The 24,042-nt window shown below is 34.4% G+C and carries 28 protein-coding genes; all 28 read left to right on the top strand.

Annotation, left to right across the window (positions count from 1 at the left end):
• Nucleotides 1–3: 3 nt before the first annotated feature.
• Nucleotides 4–462: a flagellar export protein FliJ gene (fliJ, locus tag BJL90_RS16560; RefSeq protein WP_070970545.1), complete on the top strand. Its 459-nt coding sequence runs from the start codon at nucleotides 4–6 to the stop codon at nucleotides 460–462.
• Nucleotide 463: 1 nt separating this feature from the next.
• Nucleotides 464–1,708, top strand: a complete 1,245-nt coding sequence (locus tag BJL90_RS16555; protein WP_070970542.1) for a hypothetical protein — start codon at nucleotides 464–466, stop codon at nucleotides 1,706–1,708.
• Nucleotides 1,709–1,756: 48 nt separating this feature from the next.
• Nucleotides 1,757–3,019: a flagellar hook-length control protein FliK gene (locus BJL90_RS16550; protein WP_070970539.1), complete on the top strand. Its 1,263-nt coding sequence runs from the start codon at nucleotides 1,757–1,759 to the stop codon at nucleotides 3,017–3,019.
• Nucleotides 3,020–3,031: 12 nt separating this feature from the next.
• Nucleotides 3,032–3,481, top strand: a complete 450-nt coding sequence (locus tag BJL90_RS21590) for a flagellar hook assembly protein FlgD (protein ID WP_081562058.1) — start codon at nucleotides 3,032–3,034, stop codon at nucleotides 3,479–3,481.
• Between the two features lie 28 nt (nucleotides 3,482–3,509).
• A complete protein-coding gene (locus BJL90_RS16540; RefSeq protein ID WP_081562057.1) occupies nucleotides 3,510–3,884 on the top strand; it encodes a TIGR02530 family flagellar biosynthesis protein in 375 nt (124 codons plus the stop codon).
• 81 nt (nucleotides 3,885–3,965) lie between these two features.
• Nucleotides 3,966–5,453, top strand: a complete 1,488-nt coding sequence (locus tag BJL90_RS16535) for a flagellar hook protein FlgE (protein WP_070970534.1) — start codon at nucleotides 3,966–3,968, stop codon at nucleotides 5,451–5,453.
• Nucleotides 5,454–5,545: 92 nt separating this feature from the next.
• Nucleotides 5,546–5,740 carry a flagellar FlbD family protein gene (locus tag BJL90_RS16530; RefSeq protein WP_070970531.1) on the top strand — a complete coding sequence of 65 codons (195 nt, stop codon included), beginning with the start codon at nucleotides 5,546–5,548 and terminating at the stop codon, nucleotides 5,738–5,740.
• A gap of 26 nt (nucleotides 5,741–5,766) precedes the next feature.
• On the top strand, nucleotides 5,767–6,552 hold the full coding sequence (locus BJL90_RS16525) for a motility protein A (protein WP_070970528.1): 786 nt from the start codon (nucleotides 5,767–5,769) through the stop codon (nucleotides 6,550–6,552).
• Nucleotides 6,552–7,310, top strand: a complete 759-nt coding sequence (locus BJL90_RS16520) for an OmpA/MotB family protein (protein ID WP_070970525.1) — start codon at nucleotides 6,552–6,554, stop codon at nucleotides 7,308–7,310. The genes BJL90_RS16525 and BJL90_RS16520 overlap by 1 nt, the downstream gene beginning before the upstream one ends.
• An 18-nt stretch (nucleotides 7,311–7,328) precedes the next feature.
• A complete protein-coding gene (locus BJL90_RS16515) occupies nucleotides 7,329–7,745 on the top strand; it encodes a flagellar basal body-associated FliL family protein (RefSeq protein ID WP_070970522.1) in 417 nt (138 codons plus the stop codon).
• 12 nt (nucleotides 7,746–7,757) lie between these two features.
• Nucleotides 7,758–8,753 carry a flagellar motor switch protein FliM gene (gene fliM / locus BJL90_RS16510; protein WP_070970519.1) on the top strand — a complete coding sequence of 332 codons (996 nt, stop codon included), beginning with the start codon at nucleotides 7,758–7,760 and terminating at the stop codon, nucleotides 8,751–8,753.
• On the top strand, nucleotides 8,746–9,894 hold the full coding sequence (gene fliY / locus BJL90_RS16505; protein ID WP_070970516.1) for a flagellar motor switch phosphatase FliY: 1,149 nt from the start codon (nucleotides 8,746–8,748) through the stop codon (nucleotides 9,892–9,894). The genes fliM and fliY overlap by 8 nt, the downstream gene beginning before the upstream one ends.
• A 141-nt stretch (nucleotides 9,895–10,035) precedes the next feature.
• Nucleotides 10,036–10,398, top strand: a complete 363-nt coding sequence (locus BJL90_RS16500; RefSeq protein WP_070970513.1) for a response regulator — start codon at nucleotides 10,036–10,038, stop codon at nucleotides 10,396–10,398.
• A 28-nt stretch (nucleotides 10,399–10,426) separates the two neighbouring features.
• Nucleotides 10,427–10,825, top strand: coding sequence for a flagellar biosynthetic protein FliO (locus BJL90_RS16495; protein WP_070970509.1), 399 nt, complete (start codon nucleotides 10,427–10,429; stop codon nucleotides 10,823–10,825).
• Nucleotides 10,826–10,914: 89 nt separating this feature from the next.
• Nucleotides 10,915–11,625: a flagellar type III secretion system pore protein FliP gene (gene fliP, locus BJL90_RS16490; protein ID WP_236904941.1), complete on the top strand. Its 711-nt coding sequence runs from the start codon at nucleotides 10,915–10,917 to the stop codon at nucleotides 11,623–11,625.
• A gap of 10 nt (nucleotides 11,626–11,635) precedes the next feature.
• Complete coding sequence (gene fliQ, locus BJL90_RS16485; protein ID WP_070970500.1) at nucleotides 11,636–11,905, top strand: flagellar biosynthesis protein FliQ; 270 nt, start codon at nucleotides 11,636–11,638, stop codon at nucleotides 11,903–11,905.
• Nucleotides 11,906–11,920: 15 nt separating this feature from the next.
• Nucleotides 11,921–12,712, top strand: coding sequence for a flagellar biosynthetic protein FliR (gene fliR, locus BJL90_RS16480; RefSeq protein WP_070970496.1), 792 nt, complete (start codon nucleotides 11,921–11,923; stop codon nucleotides 12,710–12,712).
• A 4-nt stretch (nucleotides 12,713–12,716) separates the two neighbouring features.
• Nucleotides 12,717–13,802, top strand: a complete 1,086-nt coding sequence (gene flhB / locus BJL90_RS16475) for a flagellar biosynthesis protein FlhB (RefSeq protein ID WP_070970492.1) — start codon at nucleotides 12,717–12,719, stop codon at nucleotides 13,800–13,802.
• Between the two features lie 12 nt (nucleotides 13,803–13,814).
• Nucleotides 13,815–15,842 (top strand): flagellar biosynthesis protein FlhA, encoded by a 2,028-nt coding sequence (flhA, locus tag BJL90_RS16470; protein ID WP_070970488.1) that lies wholly within the window; start codon nucleotides 13,815–13,817, stop codon nucleotides 15,840–15,842.
• On the top strand, nucleotides 15,843–16,997 hold the full coding sequence (gene flhF / locus BJL90_RS16465; RefSeq protein WP_070970486.1) for a flagellar biosynthesis protein FlhF: 1,155 nt from the start codon (nucleotides 15,843–15,845) through the stop codon (nucleotides 16,995–16,997).
• Nucleotides 16,997–17,890 (top strand): MinD/ParA family protein, encoded by an 894-nt coding sequence (locus BJL90_RS16460; protein WP_081562056.1) that lies wholly within the window; start codon nucleotides 16,997–16,999, stop codon nucleotides 17,888–17,890. Before flhF ends, BJL90_RS16460 begins: the two co-directional genes overlap by 1 nt.
• 12 nt (nucleotides 17,891–17,902) lie before the next feature.
• A complete protein-coding gene (locus tag BJL90_RS16455; RefSeq protein ID WP_070970480.1) occupies nucleotides 17,903–18,553 on the top strand; it encodes a flagellar brake protein in 651 nt (216 codons plus the stop codon).
• A 1-nt stretch (nucleotide 18,554) separates the two neighbouring features.
• Nucleotides 18,555–19,643, top strand: coding sequence for a protein-glutamate methylesterase/protein-glutamine glutaminase (locus BJL90_RS16450; RefSeq protein WP_070970478.1), 1,089 nt, complete (start codon nucleotides 18,555–18,557; stop codon nucleotides 19,641–19,643).
• Nucleotides 19,644–19,650: 7 nt separating this feature from the next.
• A complete protein-coding gene (locus BJL90_RS16445; RefSeq protein ID WP_472234768.1) occupies nucleotides 19,651–21,681 on the top strand; it encodes a chemotaxis protein CheW in 2,031 nt (676 codons plus the stop codon).
• Between the two features lie 14 nt (nucleotides 21,682–21,695).
• Complete coding sequence (locus BJL90_RS16440) at nucleotides 21,696–22,148, top strand: chemotaxis protein CheW (protein WP_169824234.1); 453 nt, start codon at nucleotides 21,696–21,698, stop codon at nucleotides 22,146–22,148.
• 17 nt (nucleotides 22,149–22,165) lie between these two features.
• Nucleotides 22,166–22,780 carry a chemotaxis protein CheC gene (locus BJL90_RS16435; protein WP_236904940.1) on the top strand — a complete coding sequence of 205 codons (615 nt, stop codon included), beginning with the start codon at nucleotides 22,166–22,168 and terminating at the stop codon, nucleotides 22,778–22,780.
• Nucleotides 22,781–23,266: a chemotaxis protein CheD gene (locus tag BJL90_RS16430; protein WP_070970469.1), complete on the top strand. Its 486-nt coding sequence runs from the start codon at nucleotides 22,781–22,783 to the stop codon at nucleotides 23,264–23,266.
• A 26-nt stretch (nucleotides 23,267–23,292) separates the two neighbouring features.
• Complete coding sequence (locus tag BJL90_RS16425; protein WP_070970466.1) at nucleotides 23,293–24,021, top strand: FliA/WhiG family RNA polymerase sigma factor; 729 nt, start codon at nucleotides 23,293–23,295, stop codon at nucleotides 24,019–24,021.
• Nucleotides 24,022–24,042: the final 21 nt, after the last annotated feature.

Below are 24,042 nucleotides of genomic sequence, written 5' to 3'. Positions count from 1 at the left end.
CTATTGGCGGAAAACTTTGTTTATCGGTTTAACCACATTTTAAAAATAAAGGAAAAAATTGAAGAAAGCAAAAAATATCAATTTGCTGATGTGCAGAAGGATTTAGAAAAGGAAAAATCAAACTTGGCTATGCTTATAAAAAAAAGAGAATCCATTATTGAAAGCTGGAATAACAAAACAAAGCAAAACAACATAGTAAAAATAAAGGCGTTACAGGATTGTTCAAACAATATTCAATTAGTGGAGGATTTGATTAAAAAGCAGGTGGCTAAGGTAAAAAATCATGAGCTAAGATTAAATCAAGCAAGAGGAGAATTAATAGAGGCAAAGAAACAAACAAAAACATTTGAAAAACTAATGGAGAAGGATTATGAAACCTTTGTAAACACGCAACTAAAAAACGAAGCAAATTTAGTAGATCAATTAGTTACCTATAAAAGCATAGCGAACAAAGGAGGTTAAAATGACGGATAGCCTTCAAGAAAGTGAGAAAAAAAGACGAATAAAGCCAATTTTTATTATTGTTATAGCCTTTCTACTTATTCCTATCATGACGATAATAATGCTTTATTTCACCAGTGAAAATCTTAGATATACGATGAATGACTATTTATCTTTGCTGCCTAGCAACATAGGGAGCTATTTTAAAGGAATGCCCACTAAGGAAGAGAAAGAAAACCTAAAACAGCAAATAGCTAAGCATTATATTTCCTTAGAAGAGGATAGGTTAGTAGATAAGTTGTTGATTGTAAAGGGTGAAGATAAAGACCTTTATGATGAACTGTTACTATTATTAAACAGAGAAAACCCAATGAAGATGAGAAGTGTGCGGGAACATTTAAGAAAGGCACAATTAACACCAAATCTATTACAAAGAATTCTAGACGATATTGATGAAGAAAAAACTGAAAAGGTGAATGAATTGGCCAGATATTATACTTCTCTTAAAATAACAGATGCTATAGGAGAAATTGAAAGAACCTATCGTAGTGGTGAACTAGATAGAGAGGAAATAGTATCCATTTTAGAAAACATTTCGGTGGATCAAAGTGCCAGGTTCTTGCTTTACTTAGACCCGGCTTTGACAGAAGCTATAAGATATCAATTGAGAGAAACAGCGAGAAGGAACATTGAGAAAAAAATACAAGAGACCCAGAATAAAGAAAAAGAACTGGAAGCTCTAGCTAGTATTTATGAAAAGAAATCTCTTGAAGAACAGGTGTTTGATTTAGGGAATGATAATAAGTTTAGGGCGCAGGACTTGGCAGTAATATTCAAGAATATGAAGATAGAAACTGGAGGCCGAATTTTAGCTTCTGTAGAGGAACAAGCCTTTGCAACAGAATTATATGATCAAATCAATACATTGGAAGTCCTTAACAAAAGAGAAACCAACCTACCTGTACATTTAGCAGAAGCTGTAGAAATTCATAAAAACTATCAAACAAAGGTAGGAGAATTAGTAGAAATTTATCAGAGAATGTCTGTAGAGGAGCTTACAAATGTTGTGGAAGAAATGATGCGAAGCAACAGAATCTATAGCAGGCATTCCGTGGGGGATGAAGAGATTGTTTTTACAGAAGAACAATTAGTTGTTGATGTATTAAATCATCTTAAACCCAATAAGGTAGCACAATTGCTAGAAAAATTAGAAACAGAAAGGTCGATAGATTTATCACAAAAATTTGTAGTAAATGCTTTTAGATAAAAAGACGATTGGTGTGTAAATTAGATTTTAGAGAAAGGAGGTGAGAAGGTGATAGAGCTTAACGGAATAACAAATGCAATAAACATGCAAGTTTCCCAAAAATCTATACCCGTTGCAAACAATAATGAAAAGGATTTTTTAGAAATCCTAAAAAGCAAAAATAAGTCAATGCAAGAACGTCATAATAATTTGTTTCAAGAACCAAAAAAAAATATGCAGCATAAAGGTACTAAGTTGATGGATCATGTAAATCATCATTCTACGATGAGCAAGAAGCCAAAAACAGATATAAAAATAACGGATGAAGATGACGGTACACAGCAGGAAAATTGTAAAGTATATGAGCTAATACAAGAGCTAATATGTTTATTGCAGCAGCAGGGGTGTATAGAAGAAAATGAATTAAAGGCATTGGAAGAGGAATTGATAGAATCTGTTGTTGTGGAAAATTTAGGTAATTTATTAAAGGTTCTGGAGATAATAGAAGGCTATGGGGAGATTGACAAGAATATTTTAGGTGAATTGAAAGAAAAAATCAACCTAGAAAGTGAAATAGGTGTTGATGAAGAATTCAAAGGCATAAGTAAAGAAGCAGTAAAAGAAAAATTCGAAGAATTTTTAAAGACGGAAGAGGATAAGGCTATCCAGACACCTAAAAATCTAAAAGAAGATGAGTACATAACTGCTACAGATAAACACCTTGATAAAAAAGAAGCACCAAAACAACAAAAAGCTTCTATAGAAGAGGATAAAAACATTATCACTTCAAAACCACAAGAAACGATGGATGCAAATCAGCACTTAGAAGCTTTAGGTTTAGAGAAGGAATTACAAGTAAAAGTTACCTCGATGCCTTATGAAACACTGGTTGTTGATGAAGTATACAGCAGCGCTTTTTTAGAAGAAATCAGCTATAAAATATTTACGTCATTTAAAAACGGGAAAAATCAAATGAGTCTTCAATTGCTGCCTGAAAACCTTGGAAAAATTTCTATTGATTTATCTAGCAACAATCAAGAAGTAAAAGCTAAGGTTTATGTTGAATCCTTACAGGTAAAGGAAGTGATCGAAAGTAATTTAAATCAATTTAGAGAATCCTTAAGGGAAAAGGGCATAAATATTTTAACCATAGAGGTTACTGTAGGACAAGACGCCAATGACTTCCAACAAAACAAAAATTTCACACAGCAGAAAATGAAGTTTAGAAGACCTTTGGATCAACTTCATAGTGTGATAAGTAATGAAGAGCTTGGTACAATAAAGAATATCAATCCGTATATTGTTACTACAGATTTTGATAAATTTGGATAAGGAGGGAAGTCCTTGAGTAATGTAAATGGTACAACTGAAACGGAGTATCGTTATAGATACTATGATAGTGAAACAAAGAATCAAAAATCCAGTGATCTTGATAAGGATGCTTTTCTAAAACTTTTAGTTACACAGCTTAAAAACCAAGACCCATTAAACCCCATGGAGGATAAAGAATTTATTGCCCAAATGGCCCAGTTTAGTTCCTTGGAGCAGATGCAGAATATGAATGATAATTTGCAGGATGTGAAAACAACCTTAGCAGAGCATATCACCATGATGAATAATAATCTGGTAAAAAGTCATACCTTTATGAGTGAAACATTAGACAGTATTAACACAACCCTTGGGAAAATAGCAGATGCCTTACTGCCTAACAATGAAGAAACTGAAGATGTAAACGAAGGTGAGAATGAAAGCGAAGAGCCAAATGAAGGTGAAGTGGAAACAGAAACTCCTTAAGCAACAGCAGAAGTAAGGAGGAATGAATATGATTACATATAAAATTAATGACAAACCGCTGTTGACCCAAAATAGCACACCAAAGTCCAGTAACTTAAAGGCTGCAACAGGCTTCGGTGGGGTTTTACAGGAACAAATCACTAAAAATGGTGGATTGAAATTTTCTAAGCATGCTGCAGAACGATTACAGCAGAGGAATATCCATTTAACGACGCAAGAAATGACAAGACTGGACCATGCTATGGATACTGTTGCAAAGAAGGGAATAAAAGAAACTTTGATTATTATGGATAATCGAGTGTTTATTGCCAGTGTGAAGAATAAGACAGTGATTACAGTAGCTGTAGAGGAAGAACTAAAAGAAAATGTATTTACCAATATAGATGGTGCTGTAATTATTTAAGCCGGACCAATTGTGGAGGCTGATTACTTCTGAATGACAGAAGAAGTGAAAAGAATAGAAAAAATGAGGAGGTTATGAACTATGATGAGATCGATGTTTTCCGCTGTGTCAGGTCTGCGGGCTCATCAAACTAAGATGGATGTAATCGGCAATAATATTGCCAATGTGAATACCATAGGTTTTAAGGGATCTAGAATGACATTTCAAGAGGTGATGAATCAGACAATCCAAGGAGCATCAGCAGCTAGAGATGGTAGAGGCGGTACCAATCCGCAGCAGGTTGGTTTGGGTATTGATGTTGCTGCAATGGATACCTTTCATATTCAGGGGACAGTAGAGAGAACAGAATATATGACAGATGTTATGATTAGCGGCAATGGTTTTTTTATTGTTTCAGATGATGCAAATGCATTAAATCAATATTATACGAGGGCAGGAAGTTTTTCCCTTGATGCTAGTGGAAATTTGGTAACACCTGATGGCTTTAAGGTATTAGGCTTTAGAGCAGATGAAGAAGGGGTCCTTCAACCTAATTTATCTGGTTTGGTTATTTCAAAATCAGCCACTTTTAATCCGATGGCAACGGACAGAGTAACAATGAAAGGCAACTTAGACGCTGGTACAAAACGATTTGCTTTACCTGCAGATGGTGCCTTAGTGGCAAATCTTGCTGGATTTAATGGAAATCAAGAAGCCTTAGATGCAGCAGGAGGACCAAATGAAGGTATGGTTTATAGAGCGGTCTTAAAGGATCCAGATGCAGCCTATCAACCAAATCCTAATGAAGACAATTATAACCCGGTGGTCTATCAAATTAATCAGGAGTTTACTGATTCTGTGGCTAGAGAAACCAGTTATGAGGTGTTTGATGGTCTAGGAGGTATTCACAGAATAAAACAGGCTTATATCAGGATAGAAGATGATGCCGATGGTAATAGTCAGTTTAGAGTAGAAACCTTTTACCTGGATAAGGATGGTAATATGATTCATGCTACTGGGCAAGCAGATGATCCGTTGACAGCGCCTCAAAATAATATCTTAACTTTTGATGCAAAAGGAAAGTTGATTGCTGGTCAATCGATGCAGCTAAGAATTGGTGAAGGTCTAACCAATGGGGCAGAAGCAACTACCTTTACACTAAGTCATAGGGATTTGACGATGTTTGCCAGTTCTTCCACTGCTCATGCCGACGAAACAAACGGCTTTCCATTAGGAACCTTAGATGATTTTACTATTGCTCCAACGGGAGAGATAACAGGAATATTTTCCAATGGCGAAAGAAAGTTATTGGGTCAAATTAGACTTGCAAACTTTAGAAACCCAGCGGGTTTGGAAAAGATTGGTTCAAACATGTATCGCGCTACCTCTAACTCTGGCATACCAATAGAAGACAATCCAGGTGTTGGAGGGTTAGGAACGTTGAGTGCCGGTAGCTTGGAAATGTCCAATGTAGATTTGTCAAGAGAAATTGTTACGATGATCGCCACACAAAGAGGTTTTCAGTCAAATTCAAGAATTATAACCACCAGTGATGAAATGCTGCAAGAAGTGGTGAATATGAAGAGATAGTTTATAACCATGAGTAGAGGAAATCATGTACTCTACTCATGGTTTAAATAAATGCTTTTCATCTATTTCTTACAAAAGAAAAAGAGGTGCTTATGATAAAGTTAAAGCGATTAAATCATAGTGAAGTAATACTAAACTGTGAAATAATAGAATTAATTGAAGAAACACCAGATACTGTGATTACTTTAGTAAATGGTCATAAAATTGTAGTAAAAGAGACAGCAGATGAAATCATTGAGAAAGTCATTGCATTTAAGAAAAAAATTCATGCTATTTCTCAAGATTAAGTTGGTGAAAGAAAAGAGGTGTAGACTTGGATTTAGGAACGATTGCTGGAATAATAGTGGGACTGATATTTGTCTTTGCAGGTATTATGGCGGGAGGGAGTGTCATAACCTATCTGAACCTTGAATCAATTTTGATTGTAATAGGGGGAACGATATCTGCTACTTTTGTTGCTTATCCTCTAGCAAAGGTATTAGAGGCCATGAAAATAACATCTAAAGCGTTTTCTAAAGAAAAAGTAGAACCTAGAGATATTATTCATAGCATTAATGGCTTAGCCAATACTGCTAGAAAAGAAGGTTTACTGGCTTTAGAAGAAGCGGCAGAGGGGGTAGAAGACGAATTTCTGCAAAAAGGTGTTATGTTAATTGTAGATGGTACTGACCCAGAGTTAGTTAGAAATTTATTGGAGACGGAGTTAGCTTTTGTAGAAGAAAGACATAAAGAGGGACAAGGAATATTGGAAACAATGGGTTCCCTAGCTCCTGCTTTTGGAATGATTGGAACATTGATTGGACTTATTAACATGCTAAGGACATTGGACGACCCCAGTACGATAGGACCAAGTATGGCGGTGGCACTCATTACCACCTTCTATGGGTCTTTGCTGGCAAACTTATTATTTATTCCTCTAGCAAATAAACTGAAGCTTAGAAGTAAAGAAGAAATTTTACGAAAAGAAATTATGGTTGAAGGATTATTATCTATCCAAGCTGGCGAAAACCCTAGAATTATCGAAGAAAAATTAAAAGCCTTTTTACCACCTAAAATCAGAAAAGAACTACAACAAAAAGAGGAAGGTGTGGAGGCGTAATGGCAAGGAAAAGTCGCAGTGAAGATAGTGCCCCAAAGGGCTCTCCTGAGTGGATGACTACCTACGGAGATATGGTGACATTGTTATTATGTTTTTTTATATTATTATTTTCTTTTTCAGAAATTGATGTAAAAAAATTTGAAGCGATTATTCAATCTTTTCAAGGATCTTTGGGGGTTTTAGATGCTGGCAAGACAATAGAACCCAGTGATTATATTTTTAGCGCTTATGATGAAGATCTGACTACAAAGCAACTGGAGGAACTGGAAGATTTTAGAAAGCTTCAAGAGCGGTTAGAGGCTTTTCTGGAAGACAAAGAGCTTGAGGGCAATGTGTTGGTCACAATGGAAACCAGAGGGCTAGTACTGCGTTTTCAAGATAATGTACTATTTGATTCAGGAAAAGCCATTATAAAAGAGGACTCAAAGGAAATCCTGGCAGCTATAGCAGAATTTCTAGAGGAACTTGAGTTTCAAGAGAAGTTTGTTAACGTGGAGGGTCATACGGACACAGATCCGTTGAGACCAAACGCTAAATACGAAACCAATTGGGAATTATCGGTGGCTAGAGCTGCAAATGTAGTAAGATTTTTAATAGAAGAGATAGGTTTACAGCCAGCTAGATTTTCGGCGTCGGGATACGGAGAGTATCAACCGGTGGCTTCTAATGATACACAAGAAAACAAGGCAAAAAATAGGCGGGTGGATATTGTGATTTTGAAATCTGAGTTAACTACTTCTGCACCCTACAACCTATGAATCGGGGGTTAATACAACATGAATGTAAAAAAAATAGTACTATATTCATTAATAGGTTTTATACTATCAGGCGTTGTTTTTGGTACAATTGCATATTTTGCATTTTTTAGGGGGGCCCATGAAGCTAATAGAGATATAAAGACTTATGAATTCCACATAGGTTCTTTTTCTACAAACTTAAGCCATCAACGAAACTTTTTCAAAGGTGAGATTGTTATTGAAACAGCCGATAAAAAATTATTGTCAAAATTTGATGAAAAAAATGCTGAACTAAGAGATAGTATTATAGAGGTGATTATTGCAAAGAAACCAGAGGAAATTTTGAGCCCAGAAGGTCAGCAACAACTAAGAGAAGAACTAATACAGGTGATAGGACAGGTAATGGCATCGGATAAAATCACCAATGTGTATTTTACTGACTATATTATTCAATAGGAGGTGATATTGTTGTCTGATGTTTTATCACAAAATGAAATAGATGCTTTGCTTCTAGCTTTAAATAGCGGCGAGTTAGATGCAGAAGAAATTAAGGAGGAAAAACAGGAAAGAAAAACAAAGAGCTATGATTTTAAAAGTCCTAAAAAATTAGCAAAGGATCAGTTAAGGACTTTACAGATCATTCATGAAAACTTTTCTAGAACTTTAAATACATTTTTATCAGGGTATTTAAGGAGTTATGTTCAAGCAGAGGTTTCTTCCGTAGAAGAATTATCTTACTACGAATTCAGTAATTCTATTGCTAATCCTGCAGTGTTGTCTATTGTAAATTTTCAGCCTTTAACTGGCCAGATAATGATTGACTTATCCTCATCTATTGCCTTCACCTTAATAGATAGAATTCTAGGTGGAAGTGGCAAAAACTATGAAGAGAGTCGAACTTTTACTGAAATCGAAATTATGCTTATTAAGAAATTTATGAGACAGATACTGGATTTGATGATTGATCCATGGGAAAATGTGATAGAATTACAACCATCTTTAGAAAAAATAGAAACCAACTCTCAGTTTGCTCAAATTGTTTCTCCAAATGAAACTATTGCGCTTATAACATTGAATATAACCATTGGCGATGTTATGGGAATGATGAACCTATGTATACCTCATATTGTTATTGAGCCTATTTTAACAAAATTAAGCACAAAGTTTTGGTTTTCCAGTGTTAGTAAAACTGTTACGGAAGAGGATAAACAATCTTTAAAAAAACGTGTTGAAAAAAGCAAGGTAAACATAGCTGCTCAGTTAGGGTCTACTTATATAACAGTAAGGGATTTTTTAGAGTTGCAAATGGGTGATGTCATTGTTTTGGATAAGTTAGCAAATGAGGAGATAGAAATTTTGGTAGGAGATAAACGAAAATACTTTGGCATACCGGGGACGGTAAAAAATAAGATAGCAATAAAAGTAACTAAAATTGACAAGGGAGGAGATGAACTAGATGAGTGATATGTTATCTCAAGAAGAAATTGATGCTCTCCTTAGTGGAAGTGATATTAATACAGTGGATTCGATGAAAGAAGCGATAGATGAGTTTACAGATATAGAAAAAGATGCGATTGGTGAGATCGGCAATATTAGCATGGGAACTGCTGCAACGACCTTATCTACATTGCTTGGACATAAAGTAGGTATTACAACACCAAAAGTTTCTGTTATTACAATGGAGGAACTTTCGGAGCAATATACGATACCTTTTGTAGCAGTAGATGTTAGATATAAAGAAGGCATTAGAGGGACCAATCTTTTAATTATAAAGGTAGATGATGTGAAGATCATTACTGATTTAATGATGGGGGGAAGTGGTACAGTTACTGAAGATCCGTTATCTGAGTTACATCTAAGTGCCATCAGTGAAGCTATGAACCAAATGGTAGGATCTTCTTCTACTTCTCTATCAGAAATGTTTTCTAAAAAAATAGATATACATCCTCCTAGAGCATTTGAATTGGATTTTCAGTCAAATGATATCAATGGGATTCTTAGTGATCAACAAGAAAGTGTTATAAAAATTGCTTTTAAGATGGAAATTGAAGGCTTAATTGATAGTGAAATTATGCAATTAATTCCCATGGATTTTGCTAAAGAAATGGTGAGCATTCTTATGCCTGCTGGCAATGCTACTGATATTCAAGAATCCGTTGCAGTACCAGAACCTTATTATGATGCTCCAAATAGTCAAAACTTAGAAATGAAAAGTAATCAGGAAACCCCTAGCATGCCATTAAATTCTGAAAAGCATCAAGAGAGCACAAGACCTCAACATAATACGAAAATAAATGTTCAACCTGTTACCTTTCAATCCTTTGATGAAGGGTCTCAGAAGGGGATACCTGAAAACATTGCTTTAATTCAAGATGTACCTCTGCAGGTTACGGTTGAGCTTGGAAGAACCACAAAAAGAATTAATGAAGTATTAGAATTTGGCCCAGGAACAATTATAGAATTAGATAAATTGGTGGGGGAACCCTTAGATATATTAGTAAACGGTCAATATGTTGCTAAGGGAGAAGTTGTGGTCATTGATGAAAATTATGGCATAAGAATAACAGATATTGTTCATGCAAATAGACGTTTTGAGAAAATATAGAGTCATTTATAAAAAATTCTAAAGTCCTATGACGAAATTAAATTGTCATAATAGTAATATTAATATAAAATGAAAGTAACCTTTATTAATATTTATATGTGCTAGATAAGTATTAAAAGATAATCAAGGAGGAAGAAAATTATGTCTAAAGGTATTTTAATAGTTGATGATGCTGCATTTATGAGAATGATGGTGAAGGATGTATTGACTAAAAATGGATTTGAAGTTATTGGAGAAGCTGAAAATGGTCAAAAAGCAGTTGAAAAATACAAAGAGCTGCAACCACAATTAACGATTATGGATATTACTATGCCAGAAATGGATGGTATTCAAGCAGTAAAAGAGATAAAAAAAATAGATGCTAATGCTAAGATTATTATGTGTTCTGCCATGGGACAACAGGCAATGGTTATTGAAGCCATTCAAGCGGGGGCGAAGGACTTTATTGTTAAACCATTTCAAGCGGATCGTGTCATTGAAGCTGTAAAAAAAGTCATTGGTTAATTTATCTTAACTTTAGTTAGGAGATATAATGATAAATACTATTTATACGTTTTTCATGATGGTGATTATAGCTGTTTGTGTGATTTTTCTTGCCTATTATACCACGAGGGTTATTGGCAAAAAATCCAATTTATACTTTCAAGGGCGAACAGCCAAAGTTCTAGAGCGTACAACTTTGGCTCCAAACTTAAACTTAATGGTTATTCAAGTAATGGACAAAGTATATATTTTAGTTGTTTGTAATAAGAACATGGAAATCTTAGACACGCTAAGTATAGAGGCGTGGAACATCTTTAAAAAAACGCAAGGTGATGCTTTGCAAAATAACAAAGATTTTTTAAAAATTTCCCATAATATTTGGAGGGAAATGAAAGAAAAGCTTGCAGTCATGATGAAAAAAATCAATAAAAAAAGCGATAGAAAGTAGAAATCATGAAAACAAATACAAGGAAAAAACAATATAAGAAGAACAAAAAGTTCATAGTTTTAATTACGGTGTTGCTTATTTTGTTTATAATGAGCACAATAAGTGCTTATGCACAACCGGATTTGCCGATACCTAGAATAGGGTTGACCATTGAAGATGCAGAAAACCCTCAAGAGGCAGTAACGAGCATTCAAATTTTATTTTTACTGACAATTTTGTCTCTTGCTCCAGCAATACTCATTATGATGACTAGTTTTACCAGGATTATTATCGTATTATCTTTTTTAAGAAATGCCTTAGCTACACAGCAAACACCGCCTACACAAGTGCTGATTGGGTTAGCGCTATTTTTAACTTTTTTTACGATGGGGCCCATTGCTTCTGAAATCAATCAAAATGCATTGCAGCCTTATCTTCAAGAGGAAATCAGTCAAGGGGAGGCCCTAACCATTGCAATGGAACCTATAAGGGAATTTATGCTGAGGCAAACAAGAGAGAAGGACCTGGCTTTGTTTGCAGAAGTTGCAAATGTAGAGGGTCCTGTAGAAGTTAAGGAAATTACCAATACGGTATTAATACCTGCTTTTATTATCAGTGAGCTAAAAACTGCTTTTCAATTAGGTTTTGTTTTGTTTATTCCTTTTATCGTCATTGATATGGTGGTGGCAAGTACGTTGATGTCTATGGGAATGATGATGTTACCTCCTGCCATGATTTCTTTACCCTTTAAGCTTTTGTTATTTATCATGGTAGATGGTTGGAACATATTAATCCGTTCTTTAATAACAAGCTTTAGATAGAGGTGACCATATGAACGAAGCAATGGTTGTCGAACTGGGACAACAGACAATGTTTACGATTTTGTTAATGTCAGCGCCAATGTTGGGTATAGGCCTTATCATAGGGTTAGCAGTAAGTATTTTTCAAGCTACAACGCAAATACAGGAAGCTACACTGGCTTTTATTCCTAAAATCATTGCTGTTTTAGGATCTGTTGTAATTTTTGGGCCTTGGCTACTTTCAACGATTATTAATTTTACAGTAACATTATATACAAATATGAGCAATTTTATACAGTAAAGTGGGAGGATACCTGTGGATAATATATACGATCTTCTTTTACTGAACATAGATCTCTTGTTGCTTATTTTGATAAGAGTTACTGGTATTTTTGTGATAGCACCCGTATTTGGACGAAACAATTTACCCATGACGATGAAGGTTGGGATATCTTTGTTAATGGCATTTATATTGTTGCCAATTCTTTCAACCTCTGCCTCTATTCATTATAGCAATTTTATAGAGTTAGCAATTTATAGTGTTAATGAGTTTTTGATAGGAATAATTATTGGTTTTATAGGTTTTTTATATTTCAGCACCCTATATCTAGCTGGGACGATTATTGACACCCAGATGGGTTTTAGTATGGTGAATGTGTTAGACCCCCAAACCAACACACAAATGCCAATTATGGGAAACTACTATAATATTCTTTTTACGCTGTTATTCCTGCTCTTTGATGGTCATCATTTTCTTATACGGGCTTTGGTATATAGTTATGATATGTTGCCAGTAGGCGTTGCTTTTACCATAGGAGAAGAAGGAATTTATGGTCTAACGTTAATTCTGATGGAGGTATTTATATTAGCTTTTAGATTTAGTGCACCAGTTCTAGCTACGATTTTTCTAGCAAATGTATTATTAGGAATTTTAGCTAGAACGATGCCTCAAATGAATGTTTTTATTGTAGGAATGCCTCTAAAAGTTATGGTTGGCTTACTGACGGTTTTAATTACTTTGCAATTTATTGTACCTTTTTCAGAAAGATTATTTGACAGCATGTTTCATAGCCTACAGGTTTTCATTGACATCATATCTAGAGGATGATTTTATGAAATTTCATATTAACCTACAGTTATTCACAGAAGAAAAGACAGAAAAAGCAACCCCGAAAAAGGTGAAGGAGTCAAGAGAAAAAGGTCAGGTATTACAAAGTAAAGAAGTAAATTCTGCCTTAGTTTTATTGGGAGCGTTTGTGACCCTAAATTTATTAGCAGGGTATATAGGGGCGTCAATGAGGGGATTCGCCAGATATATATATGATCAATATTTGAACATAGACTATTTGTTTTCTCTTAAAAACATCAGCCGATTAACCTTGATTACCCTTTATCATCTTTTAAAGATTAGTATTCCTATTGGTATTGTATGTTTATTGATTGGCGTGATCTGTAGCTATGCGCAGGTAGGTTATCTGTTTACGACAAAAACCTTAGCTGTGAAGTTTAGTAAGCTAAATCCTATAGAAGGTTTTAAACGAATGTTTTCTATGAAATCCCTCGTAGAACTCATTAAATCCTTCATTAAAATTATTTTTATCGGCTATATCGTTTACCGTTATGCTGTAAATCAGTTAAGCACAATTTTCAATATGATGTTGTTGGATGTTGGTGTTATTGTAGAAACCCTAATACATATAACGATTAATATTGGCTTGAGATCTGCTGTTGTTTTGTTGGTGATTGCAGTATTAGACTATTACTATCAAAAATACGATTATGATAAAAATCTTAAAATGTCGAAACAAGAAATTAAAGAAGAATATAAACAAACAGAGGGCAATCCCCAAATCAAATCAAAAATTAAAGAGAAACAACGACAGCTGTCTATGGGGAGAATGATGCAGGAAGTGCCGAAAGCAGACGTTATTATCACAAATCCAACCCATTTTGCAGTTGCCATCCAATATAATCCTAAACATTTCGATGCGCCAAAAGTTTTAGCAAAGGGACAGGATTTAATAGCACAGAATATCAAAAAAATTGCCAAAGAAAATAGTTTGCCTATTATTGAAAATAAGCCACTGGCTAGAACGCTATATGATACGGTAGAGATTGGTGAGTTTATACCACCAGAGTTATATCAGGCAGTAGCAGAAATACTAGCTTATGTTTATCAGATGAACAATAGAACCTAAGGAGGGACGCATTTGAAACACGGAGATATCATAGTAGCATTAGCGATTATTGCCATTGTCATTATCATCATTATTCCTATCCCTCTAGGGGCTCTTGATATACTATTGAGTTTCAATATATCTTTAGCATTATTAATTTTATTAATAGCTATGTATACTGAAGAAGCTTTGCAATTCTCCATATTTCCATCAATCCTGCTAATTACTACTTTACTGAGGTTGGCTTTAAACATTACAACCACCAGGTATATATTATCAAAAGGGACTGCGGGAGATGTTATTACTACTTTTGGCGACTTTGTTATGGGAGGAAATGCAATTGTAGGATTTATTGTATTTCTAATCATAGTTATTATACAATTTTTAGTAATTACGAAGGGCTCCGAAAGGGTAGCTGAGGTGGCTGCAAGATTCACATTGGATGCGATGCCAGGGAAGCAAATGGCAATAGATGCTGACTTAAATGCCGGACTCATTGACGATGGTGAAGCTAGACAACGACGAACAAAAATTCAAAGAGAGGCAGATTTTTATGGTGCTATGGATGGAGCCAGTAAATTTGTTAAAGGTGATGCCATAGCTGGAATTATCATAACCATCATCAATGTTATAGCAGGCTTTATTATAGGTGTATCCATGCAAGGGCTGGACTTTGGTGCTGCTATTCAAAAATATACATTGTTGACGGTAGGCGATGGGTTAGTAAGTCAAATTCCTGCTCTTTTAATATCTACAGCTACTGGTATTGTAGTTACGAGGGCGGCATCAGAAGGAAGTTTAGGTACCGACTTAATCAAGCAGCTTTTTAATAAGTCTAAAATTATGTTTGTTATTTCTGGTGTTTTATTGTTTTTTAGCTTTACTGGACTACCAGTACTGCCTTTTATGTTTTTATCAGCTGCTTTTCTTTTTCTCGGTTTAACTTTAAGGAAAAACGCATTAGCTGTAGAAATTGAAGAGATTCCTGATGAAATAGAGGAAGCGGTTGAAGAGAAAAGAAAACCGGAAAATGTTTTACCACTCTTAAATGTTGACCCAATAGAATTAGAGTTTGGCTATGGTATTCTTCCTTTAGCGGATGCTAGTCAGGGAGGAGACCTGTTTGATCGATTAGTAATGATTAGAAGACAATGCGCCTTGGAGTTAGGGATCATTGTTCCTATGATTAGATTGCGTGATAATATTCAATTAGAACCGAATCAATATATCATAAAAATAAAAGGAATTGAAATAGCTGTTGGCGAAATTATATTTGACCACTATTTGGCAATGAATCCTGGTATGATTGATGAAGAAATAGAAGGGATTGATACAGTAGAACCTGCTTTTGGCCTTCCTGCCAAGTGGATCAATGAACAGGAGCGTGAAAAAGCAGAAATATTAGGCTATACAGTTGTAGATCCTCCATCTATTATTGCTACACATTTAACTGAGATTATTAAAAAGCATGCTTTTGAGCTGTTAGGCAGACAGGATGTTAAGAAACTGATTGATAATGTTAAAGAAAATCATCCAGTTCTTGTGGAAGAACTGATTCCTAATCAATTGGGGCTAGGAGAAATACAGAAGGTACTGGCTAATCTGCTTAAAGAAGGCGTATCCATTAGAAATATGGTGACGATTTTAGAAACATTGGCAGATTATGCTACTATTACCAGAGATACGGATATGCTTACAGAATATGTAAGACAAGCACTAGGTAGAGCTATTACAAAACAATTTATTGTATCTCACCCTGCTAAAGTAATCACAGTTACAAAAGAATTAGAGCAAAAAATTATGGACTCCATACAGCAAACAGAAAGCGGTACTTATATTTCAATGGACCCTGATGTGATACAGAGAATGATCAATAATCTTTCTCAACAAGTACAAAAGCTGATTTCTATAGGAGAGCATCCTATTATTGTGACGGCTCCCATAGTGAGACTCTACTTTAAAAGATTATCAGAACAGCTTACATCAGATTTAGTTGTTTTATCCTATAATGAAGTAGATCCTTCCGTAGAAATTCAATCAGTAGGGGCGGTGAGTATATAGATGAAGGTAAAAAAGTTTTCTGCCAACAATAACCAAGAAGTATTATCAAAAGTAAAAAATGAATTAGGGCCAGAAGCTATTATTTTATACCAAAGGAAGGTAAAACCCAAAGGAATTTTTGGGATTTTTAAAAAACCTATTATTGAAGTAGTGGCAGCTAAAGAAGAAACTTCCCGCTACGCATCTGACAAGGCTAATGATTTTGTTGAAGTAGCAAAAAGCCTAGATAAAAAACCACAAGAGAATAAATATCAAGGGGAAATAACAAAAAGTATTTCAAAAGAAATGGAAGAAATGAAAGAGATGCTACAGACAGTTGTTTCTAAGATGAATCAGCAAGATTTACCGATTCTTTTGAAAAATGTAGAAGACCAAGAAACTTCTAAAGTGTTTCATACGTTAAAAGATCAAGGACTTGATGCATTTCTTTTAGAGGAAATTATTCATCATTATGTTTCAATACAAGACCAAAAGGATAAAAATAAACAAAGCAGAGAATTTGTAGAAGATCAGATTAAAGAAGTGCTTAAAAAGTATATTATGTCGCAGCAGGGACATCACAATGCTAAAACGATGTTTTTTGTAGGACCTACCGGTGTAGGAAAAACTACTACTATAGCAAAATTAGCAGCACATTATGCTTTAAATGAAGGAAAGACAGTAGGATTGATTAGCGCAGATACCTATAGGATTGCAGCGGTTGAACAATTGAAGGTATACAGTGATATTCTTAACATACCTTTAAAGGTGATTTACCATTCTACTGAAATACATAAGGCAATAGAAGAATTAAGGGATAAAGATATTATTATGGTAGACACCGCTGGTAGGAGCCATAAAAATATAAAACAAGTTTTGGAGCTGAAGTCATTATTAAATGAAGTACAAGAAAAAGAAACATATCTTGTAATAAGCTGCACCTCCAGAGAGAAGGATATCAAAGAAATTATTAACACTTATGATTTTATTGAAAATTATAATATCATTTTTACAAAAGTTGATGAGGCCACTGCTTTTGGAACGATCATTAATACAGCCAAGGAAACACAAAAACCTATTGCCTATATGACAACAGGGCAAAGCGTTCCCGACGATATTGAAGAAGTGGACATTAAAAAAATTGTTAGCCTTCTGACAAAGGAGGCCACTGAGTGATGGATCAAGCAACAAAATTGAGGGAGTTAATTCGGAAGAAAAACATTATCCCTAGTGCTTCTATACAACAAAATGAGGAAAAACAACATCATGCTAGAGTAATTTGTATAACTAGTGGAAAAGGAGGTGTAGGAAAGACCAACTTTACTGCAAACTTAGCCATAGCTTTGTCCAAGCAAGACAAACGTGTTGTTGTTATTGATGCGGATCTTGGTTTAGCAAATGTTGATGTGATGTTAGGGGTTATACCTAAATATACTTTGTTGGATGTTGTGAAAAATAATAAGAATATTATAGAGATTATGAATACTGGGCCTAATGGAATAAAAATTATATCTGGAGGGTCGGGAATCTTAGATTTAGTCGATATGTCAGATGAAGATTTGAATATACTCATCAACCAATTGAATAAAATTAATGATTATGCAGATATCATTTTGATTGATACGGGGGCAGGATTGTCAAAATCTGTAGTTTCTTTTGTCTTAGCTGCTAGTGAGGTAATTGTTGTTACTACTGCAGAGCCTACATCTTTAACAGATGCATATGCCATGATAAAAACAATTGGACTTCAGGATAAAAATAAAAATATTAAAGTGGTTATTAATCGTGTTGAAAATATAAATGAAGGTAATGTTGCTTTTCAAAAATTAAAAAATGCTGCAGAAAAATTTTTGGATTTAGAAATTCAAAAGTTAGGTTTTATTGCTGAAGATTATAATGTCAGTAGAGCTGTTAAGCTACAAAAACCATTTGTTTTACAATATCCTGGTAGCGCAGTTAGTAAAAATATAGAAACAATAGCATCAAAAGTTATGCAGCATGCTATAGAAGAGCAAGAGGGTTTAAAAGCAGATAGCTTTTTTAGTAAAATACTTAACTTATTTAGATAGGGAGATGTGTCAATGGATTTATCAATGGTACTTAAAGTAGGAGATAAGTTGGAGATTGAACCTATTAGAAGTGGGGAAAGTACTATTTCAAAGCCTATCGTAAGTCAGCTTATAGATATAAAAGATGATTTGTTATTTATATCTAGTCCTATAAAGCAAGGAATGAAATACCCTTTACATGTAGGTCAAAAAATAACCATCCTATTTTTTCGAGATGAGAAGGGGGTCTATAGCTTTAAAGGAGAGGTTATACAGAGAATAGATATACAATTACCTATATATACGATTCAGCCAATAAGTTCTCCAGAGAAGACACAAAGAAGATTTTATTTTAGGCTGAAAGCTTTAACAAAAGTGCTTATTAAAGGCATTGGTGAGACTGAGGCGGTGGAAACTTACACAAAGGATATCAGCGGCGGTGGAATGAAAGTTGTTTCTAAAAAACTTTTTAATGAAGGACAGAAAGTAGAGTGTGCAATAACCTTAGAAGAAAGCAAAACTGTTACTGTAGTGGGGGAAGTAATAAGGGCTGTAAGAAGTTCCGTAACGAATGAATATGAGTTAGCCATAGGCTATATTGATATAGCAGATAACACAAGAAATGAAATTATTTCCTTTATTTTTAAAAAACAGAGGGAACTTTTACAAAAGGGATTGATATAATATGACTTCAATAAGAAGGAAAATAAGGACAGTAATTGTAGATGATTCACCCTTTATGAGAAAGATTATAGCAGATGTTTTACAAAATGATGATGCTATTCAAGTAATAGCTACAGCAAAAAACGGTAAACAAGCAATAGAAACGATTATTGCCTTGAAGCCGGATGTAGTTACTATGGATATAGAGATGCCTGTAATGGATGGGTTGGAAGCATTAAAGACGATTATGCAAAAATATCCAGTACCAGTCATTATGTTGAGTAGCCTAACGCATCATGGTGCCGAAGCTACCATCACTGCACTGGAACTGGGGGCAGTAGATTTTATACAAAAACCCTCAAGTTTATTTCATATGCAGGGAGAAAACTTAAAAATAGAAATGATACAAAAAATCAAAGCGGCATATCAGATAAAAGTAGAGAAAAATCATGAGGTTTTGAGGGAAGTTGGTATAGAAAAAAATACTGCAGCGGTGGAAAGTCCTAAAATAAATAGTACAAAAACTAAAAATATCATAGCTGTTGGAACCTCCACTGGTGGGCCACGAGCGCTACAAAGCATTATTCCTCAGATACCTCAAAATTTTCCAGGAAGCTTTTTAATCGTTCAGCATATGCCAGCAGGTTTTACAAAATCCTTAGCACAACGTTTAAACAGTATTTCAGCTGTTACAGTGAAAGAAGCTGAGGAGTCAGAAGAAGTTCTCCCTGCCCACGTATATATTGCTCCTGGAAATTATCACTTAAAGGTAAAAAAGAGTAACACAGATAAATTGTTAATTCATTTATCTCAAGAGCAAGCAGTTTTAGGGCATAGACCGGCTGCTGATGTGTTGTTTCATTCATTAGCAGAAATGAATTTTAAGCACATGAATATCACAGGTGTAATTATGACAGGGATGGGTTCTGACGGTGCAAACGGACTAAAGGAGCTTAAAACAAAAAAGTTAGCCTATATTATTGCTCAAGATGAGGCAAGCTGTGTTGTTTATGGAATGCCTAAAAGTGCAGTGAAGGCAGGCATAGTAGATAAAATAGTTCCATTAAAAGAAATAATAGATATTATAGTAAAAAGGGTGGGGGTGTTATAGTATGGACATGAGTCAATATTTGGACATTTTTATGGAAGAATCAAAGGAACACTTACAAAGTATGAATGAAATTTTAATGCAGTTAGAAAATTCCCCAGAGGATATTAACTTGTTAAACGAAATTTTTAGAATAGCCCATACTTTAAAAGGTATGTCTGGTACTATGGGTTTTACCAATATTTCAAGTTTAACTCATGAAATGGAGAATATCTTAGACAATATTCGAAATAGAAAAATTCATGTCAACAGTGAAGTAATCGATATACTTTTTGAATGCTTTGATGAATTAGAAAAATACATCAATAAAATAGAACATAGCAATAATGAAGGAGAATCCACCTCTGATATTTTAATAAAAAAATTACAGAGGTTGATGAATCAGGAGGCTAAAACTGTAACTGTTGAAAACAATGAAGCAGCTTCGGTGGAAACCTTGGAAGAAGGTAAGAACATTACCATAGATCAGTATGTAAGTAACACAATAGAAGGAGCAATGAACAAAGGTTTTAATGTATACTTGATTAGGCTATCTCTTGATAAAAAGTGTATGTTGAAGTCAGCTAGAGCCTATATTATTATCAATACACTTGAAAAACTATCGGAAATTATTCAGTCTACCCCGAGCATAGAGGATATTGAAGATGAGAAATTTGATCTTGATTTTGAATTAATTATCATCTCTAAATATGACGATCGTTATATTCACAATGAACTTAGTGATATTTCAGAAATAGAATCGATAGAACTAATTAATTTAAAGAATAAGGCTTATAGTATTGCAGCTATAGACCAAGCAGAAGCGATACCATTGGAAAATTTTCATGAGGAACAGCCTTCGGTAAGCAATTTTTCCTCTGATAAATCTGAAGATGTTAGCAGCAAAAAATCTAAAACAGGAAAAACTGTTAGGGTAGATATAGATCGTTTAGATAATTTGATGAATTTAGTCAGTGAGTTAATTATTATAAAAACAAGACTAGAAGATATTGATGATTCTCAGAAAAGACATGGTATGAACGAAGCTACAGAACATTTAGAGAGAATAACTACCAGCCTGCATGATGCAGTGATGAAGGTCAGAATGGTTCCTATTGAAAGGGTATTTAATCGATTCCCTAGAATGGTTAGAGATTTATCGAAGGAGCTTAATAAAGAAATATCTTTGATTATGACAGGAGCTGATACTGAGGTAGACAGAACTGTTATCGATGAAATAGGAGATCCTTTAATCCACCTTATTAGAAATTCAATTGATCATGGTATTGAAGATATAGATACTAGATTAAAACAGAATAAAGATAAAAAAGGGACAGTAAAGCTTGTAGCGTATCCTGATGGAAACAGCGTTGTTATTGAAGTAGAAGATGATGGCAAAGGAATAGATACTGAAAAAGTAAAAACTAAGGCTGTTGAGAAAAATATCATTTCACTGCAACAAAGTCAATTAATGGAGGAAAATGAAATTATTCAGTTGCTTTTTGCCCCAGGCTTCAGTACAGCGGATAAGGTTTCTGACTTATCTGGCAGGGGGGTAGGGTTAGATGTTGTTAAAACAAAAATTGAAGCTTTAGGGGGCACGGTAGAAATTGATTCCATCAAAGGCATAGGTAGCAAATTTATTATTAGGCTTCCTTTAACTTTGGCTATCATACAGGCTTTATTAGTGATTACTGGTGAGGAAAAATATGCTATACCCTTAAACAATATCAAAGAAATTACTACAATTACTGCCAATAGCATTAGAAAAGTTCAGGGGAATGAAGTCGTTCTATTTAGAAATTCAACCTTACCAATTTTAAGGCTCTCTAGATTATTAAATGTGCCGAACACGAAGGATGAAAGCGAAGAATATACAACCGTTATCGTAAAAAAAGGTGACAAGATCACTGGAATTGTTGTAGATGAATTGATTGGTCAACAGGAGATTGTTATTAAATCTTTAGGAAAGTTTTTATCAAACACCAAGGCAATTGCAGGGGCAACAATACTAGGTAATGGCTCTGTAGCTTTAATTATAGACACAAATTCATTTTTTTAGAGGGGTGAAATAGATTGGATAATCATACAGGTATAATTAATCAATATGTTGTTTTTCAGCTTGATGAAGAGTACTATGGCATTGCCATTCATCTCGTTGAAACAATCGAAAAAGTCTCAGAGATTACACGTTTACCGAATGCGCCCTACTATGTAAAGGGAGTAATTAACCTAAGGGGAGAAGTGATTCCTGTAGTTGATCTAAGAAAAAGATTTAAAATGGAAGAAAAGCCCTTAACAGAGGAATCAAGAATTATTATTCTATCATTGGATGAAATGATTGTAGGAATATTGGTAGATAGCTCTTCGGAAGTGATAACAATGGAAAAAGAAGATATTGAAAATGCCAATAATATCATTAGTGCCTTTGAAGATGACTATATTAAGGGCATAGGAAAAGTTGAAGGTAGGATTATTGTTATCTTAGATATACTTAAGATACTGAAACAAGAAATACAAGAGGTCTAAAAGGAGGTGGAATGGAAATGTTGAATTTGGAAAATTTAAACAATATGCATCTAGATGTCTTAAGAGAAATTGGCAACATAGGTGCAGGAAATGCAGCTACTGCCTTAGCGAATATGCTAGATAAAAAAATTGATATGGAGGTTCCAAATGTAAAAATTTTGGACTTTAACGATGTGGTCAGCACATTAGGGGGAGAAGAAAGTGTTGTGGCTGGGATATACTTCAACCTTGATGGAGATTTGGATGGTAATATTATGTTTTTATTAGATATTGTTTCTTCTAAAATATTAACGAGTATACTTATGGGAAGAGAAGATTATTCAAAGGAATTAGACGAAATGGATCACTCAGCATTGCAGGAGGTAGGCAATATATTATCCGGCTCCTATATTGCTTCTCTTTCTACGCTAACTGGCCTCAATTTGACACTTTCGGTTCCTTCCCTCTGTGTAGATATGGCAGGCGCTATTTTAAGTGTTCCAGCAATCCAGTTTGGTTTTGTAACAGACAAAGTATTGCTCATTGAAACAAAGTTAAGGGATGGCAATGATTTAGTAAAAGCAAATTTCTTTTTAATACCGAATGCTACATCCTTTGGTACTTTATTAAAAAGTCTAGGAGTGTATGAATAAATGCAAAAAACAATTAAGGTTGGGATGGCTGATTTAAAAATTACAAAGTTTCCTGAGGTGCTAACCACACTAGGATTAGGTTCTTGTGTAGGTATTGCATTATATGATTTAAAAGTTCAAATTATTGGATTAGCCCATATCATGCTGCCCAACAGTAATCAAATAAAGAATAATAACAATAAAGCTAAATTTGCTGATACTGCAATCAATATATTACTGGAAGAAATGATAAAAGCAGGGGGAAATAAGAGCAGGACTGTTGCAAAAATAGCCGGTGGTGCTCAAATGTTTTCTTTTGGCGGCAATAGCGATGTAATGAAGATTGGCTACAGAAATGTAGTAGCTACAAAAGAAGTGCTGCAAGATTTAAAAATTCCTCTGTTAGCTGAAGACACAGGAGGGAATCATGGAAGGACGATAGAAGTTTACGGCGATACTGGAAAATTATTAGTAAAAACAATAGGACATGGTGTTAAAGAGATTTAGAAGAATATAAGCCAGGAGGTTTTTCGATGGAGTACCATAGCCTATGGCAAAAATATAAAACGAACAATGACTTAGAAGCTAAAAATTGTCTCATAGAAAAATACATTGAATTGGTAAAGGTGATTGCTGGTAGACTATGTACTACTTATGGCTCCAATATAGAATACGATGATCTAGTTAGTTATGGTATATTTGGCCTATTGGATGCTATAGAAAAATTTGATATAAATAAACAAGTGAAGTTTCAAACTTATGCACAAATACGAATTAAGGGTGCAATTATTGATCAATTAAGAAATTTAGATTGGGTGCCAAGGTCTATAAGACAAAAATCAAAATTAGTTGAAGAAGCTTATAACAAGTTAGAAAATAAGCTGGGAAGAAATGCTACAGATGTGGAGGTAGCAACAGAATTAAATCTGTCATTAGATGAGCTGTATAGTATCTTGCAGCAGATTAATAGTTTCAATATCGTATCTTTGGAGGAAAAGTTATACGATGGCAATATAACAGATTGTTTAAGAACCCATGAAAGTTCACCAGAAGATCTTGTTTGTAATAATGAGATGCATCATTTACTACAATATAATATAGACAGATTACCAGAACGTGAAAGACAAGTAATCTCTTTATATTATTATAGTGAGGTAACCTATAAAGAGATTGGAGAAGTTTTAGGGATATCTGAATCAAGGGTTTCCCAGTTGCATTCAAAAGCAATCAGTAGACTGAAATCAAAAATTATTCAACTTTAATAGCAATCTTAAAGGGGCGTG

This window comes from Clostridium formicaceticum, from assembly GCF_001854185.1.
In the GTDB taxonomy this organism is placed as follows: domain Bacteria; phylum Bacillota; class Clostridia; order Peptostreptococcales; family Natronincolaceae; genus Andreesenella; species Andreesenella formicacetica.
The sequence above is the reverse complement of the archived record's forward strand: the minus strand, read 5'-3'. Positions and strand labels throughout refer to the sequence as shown.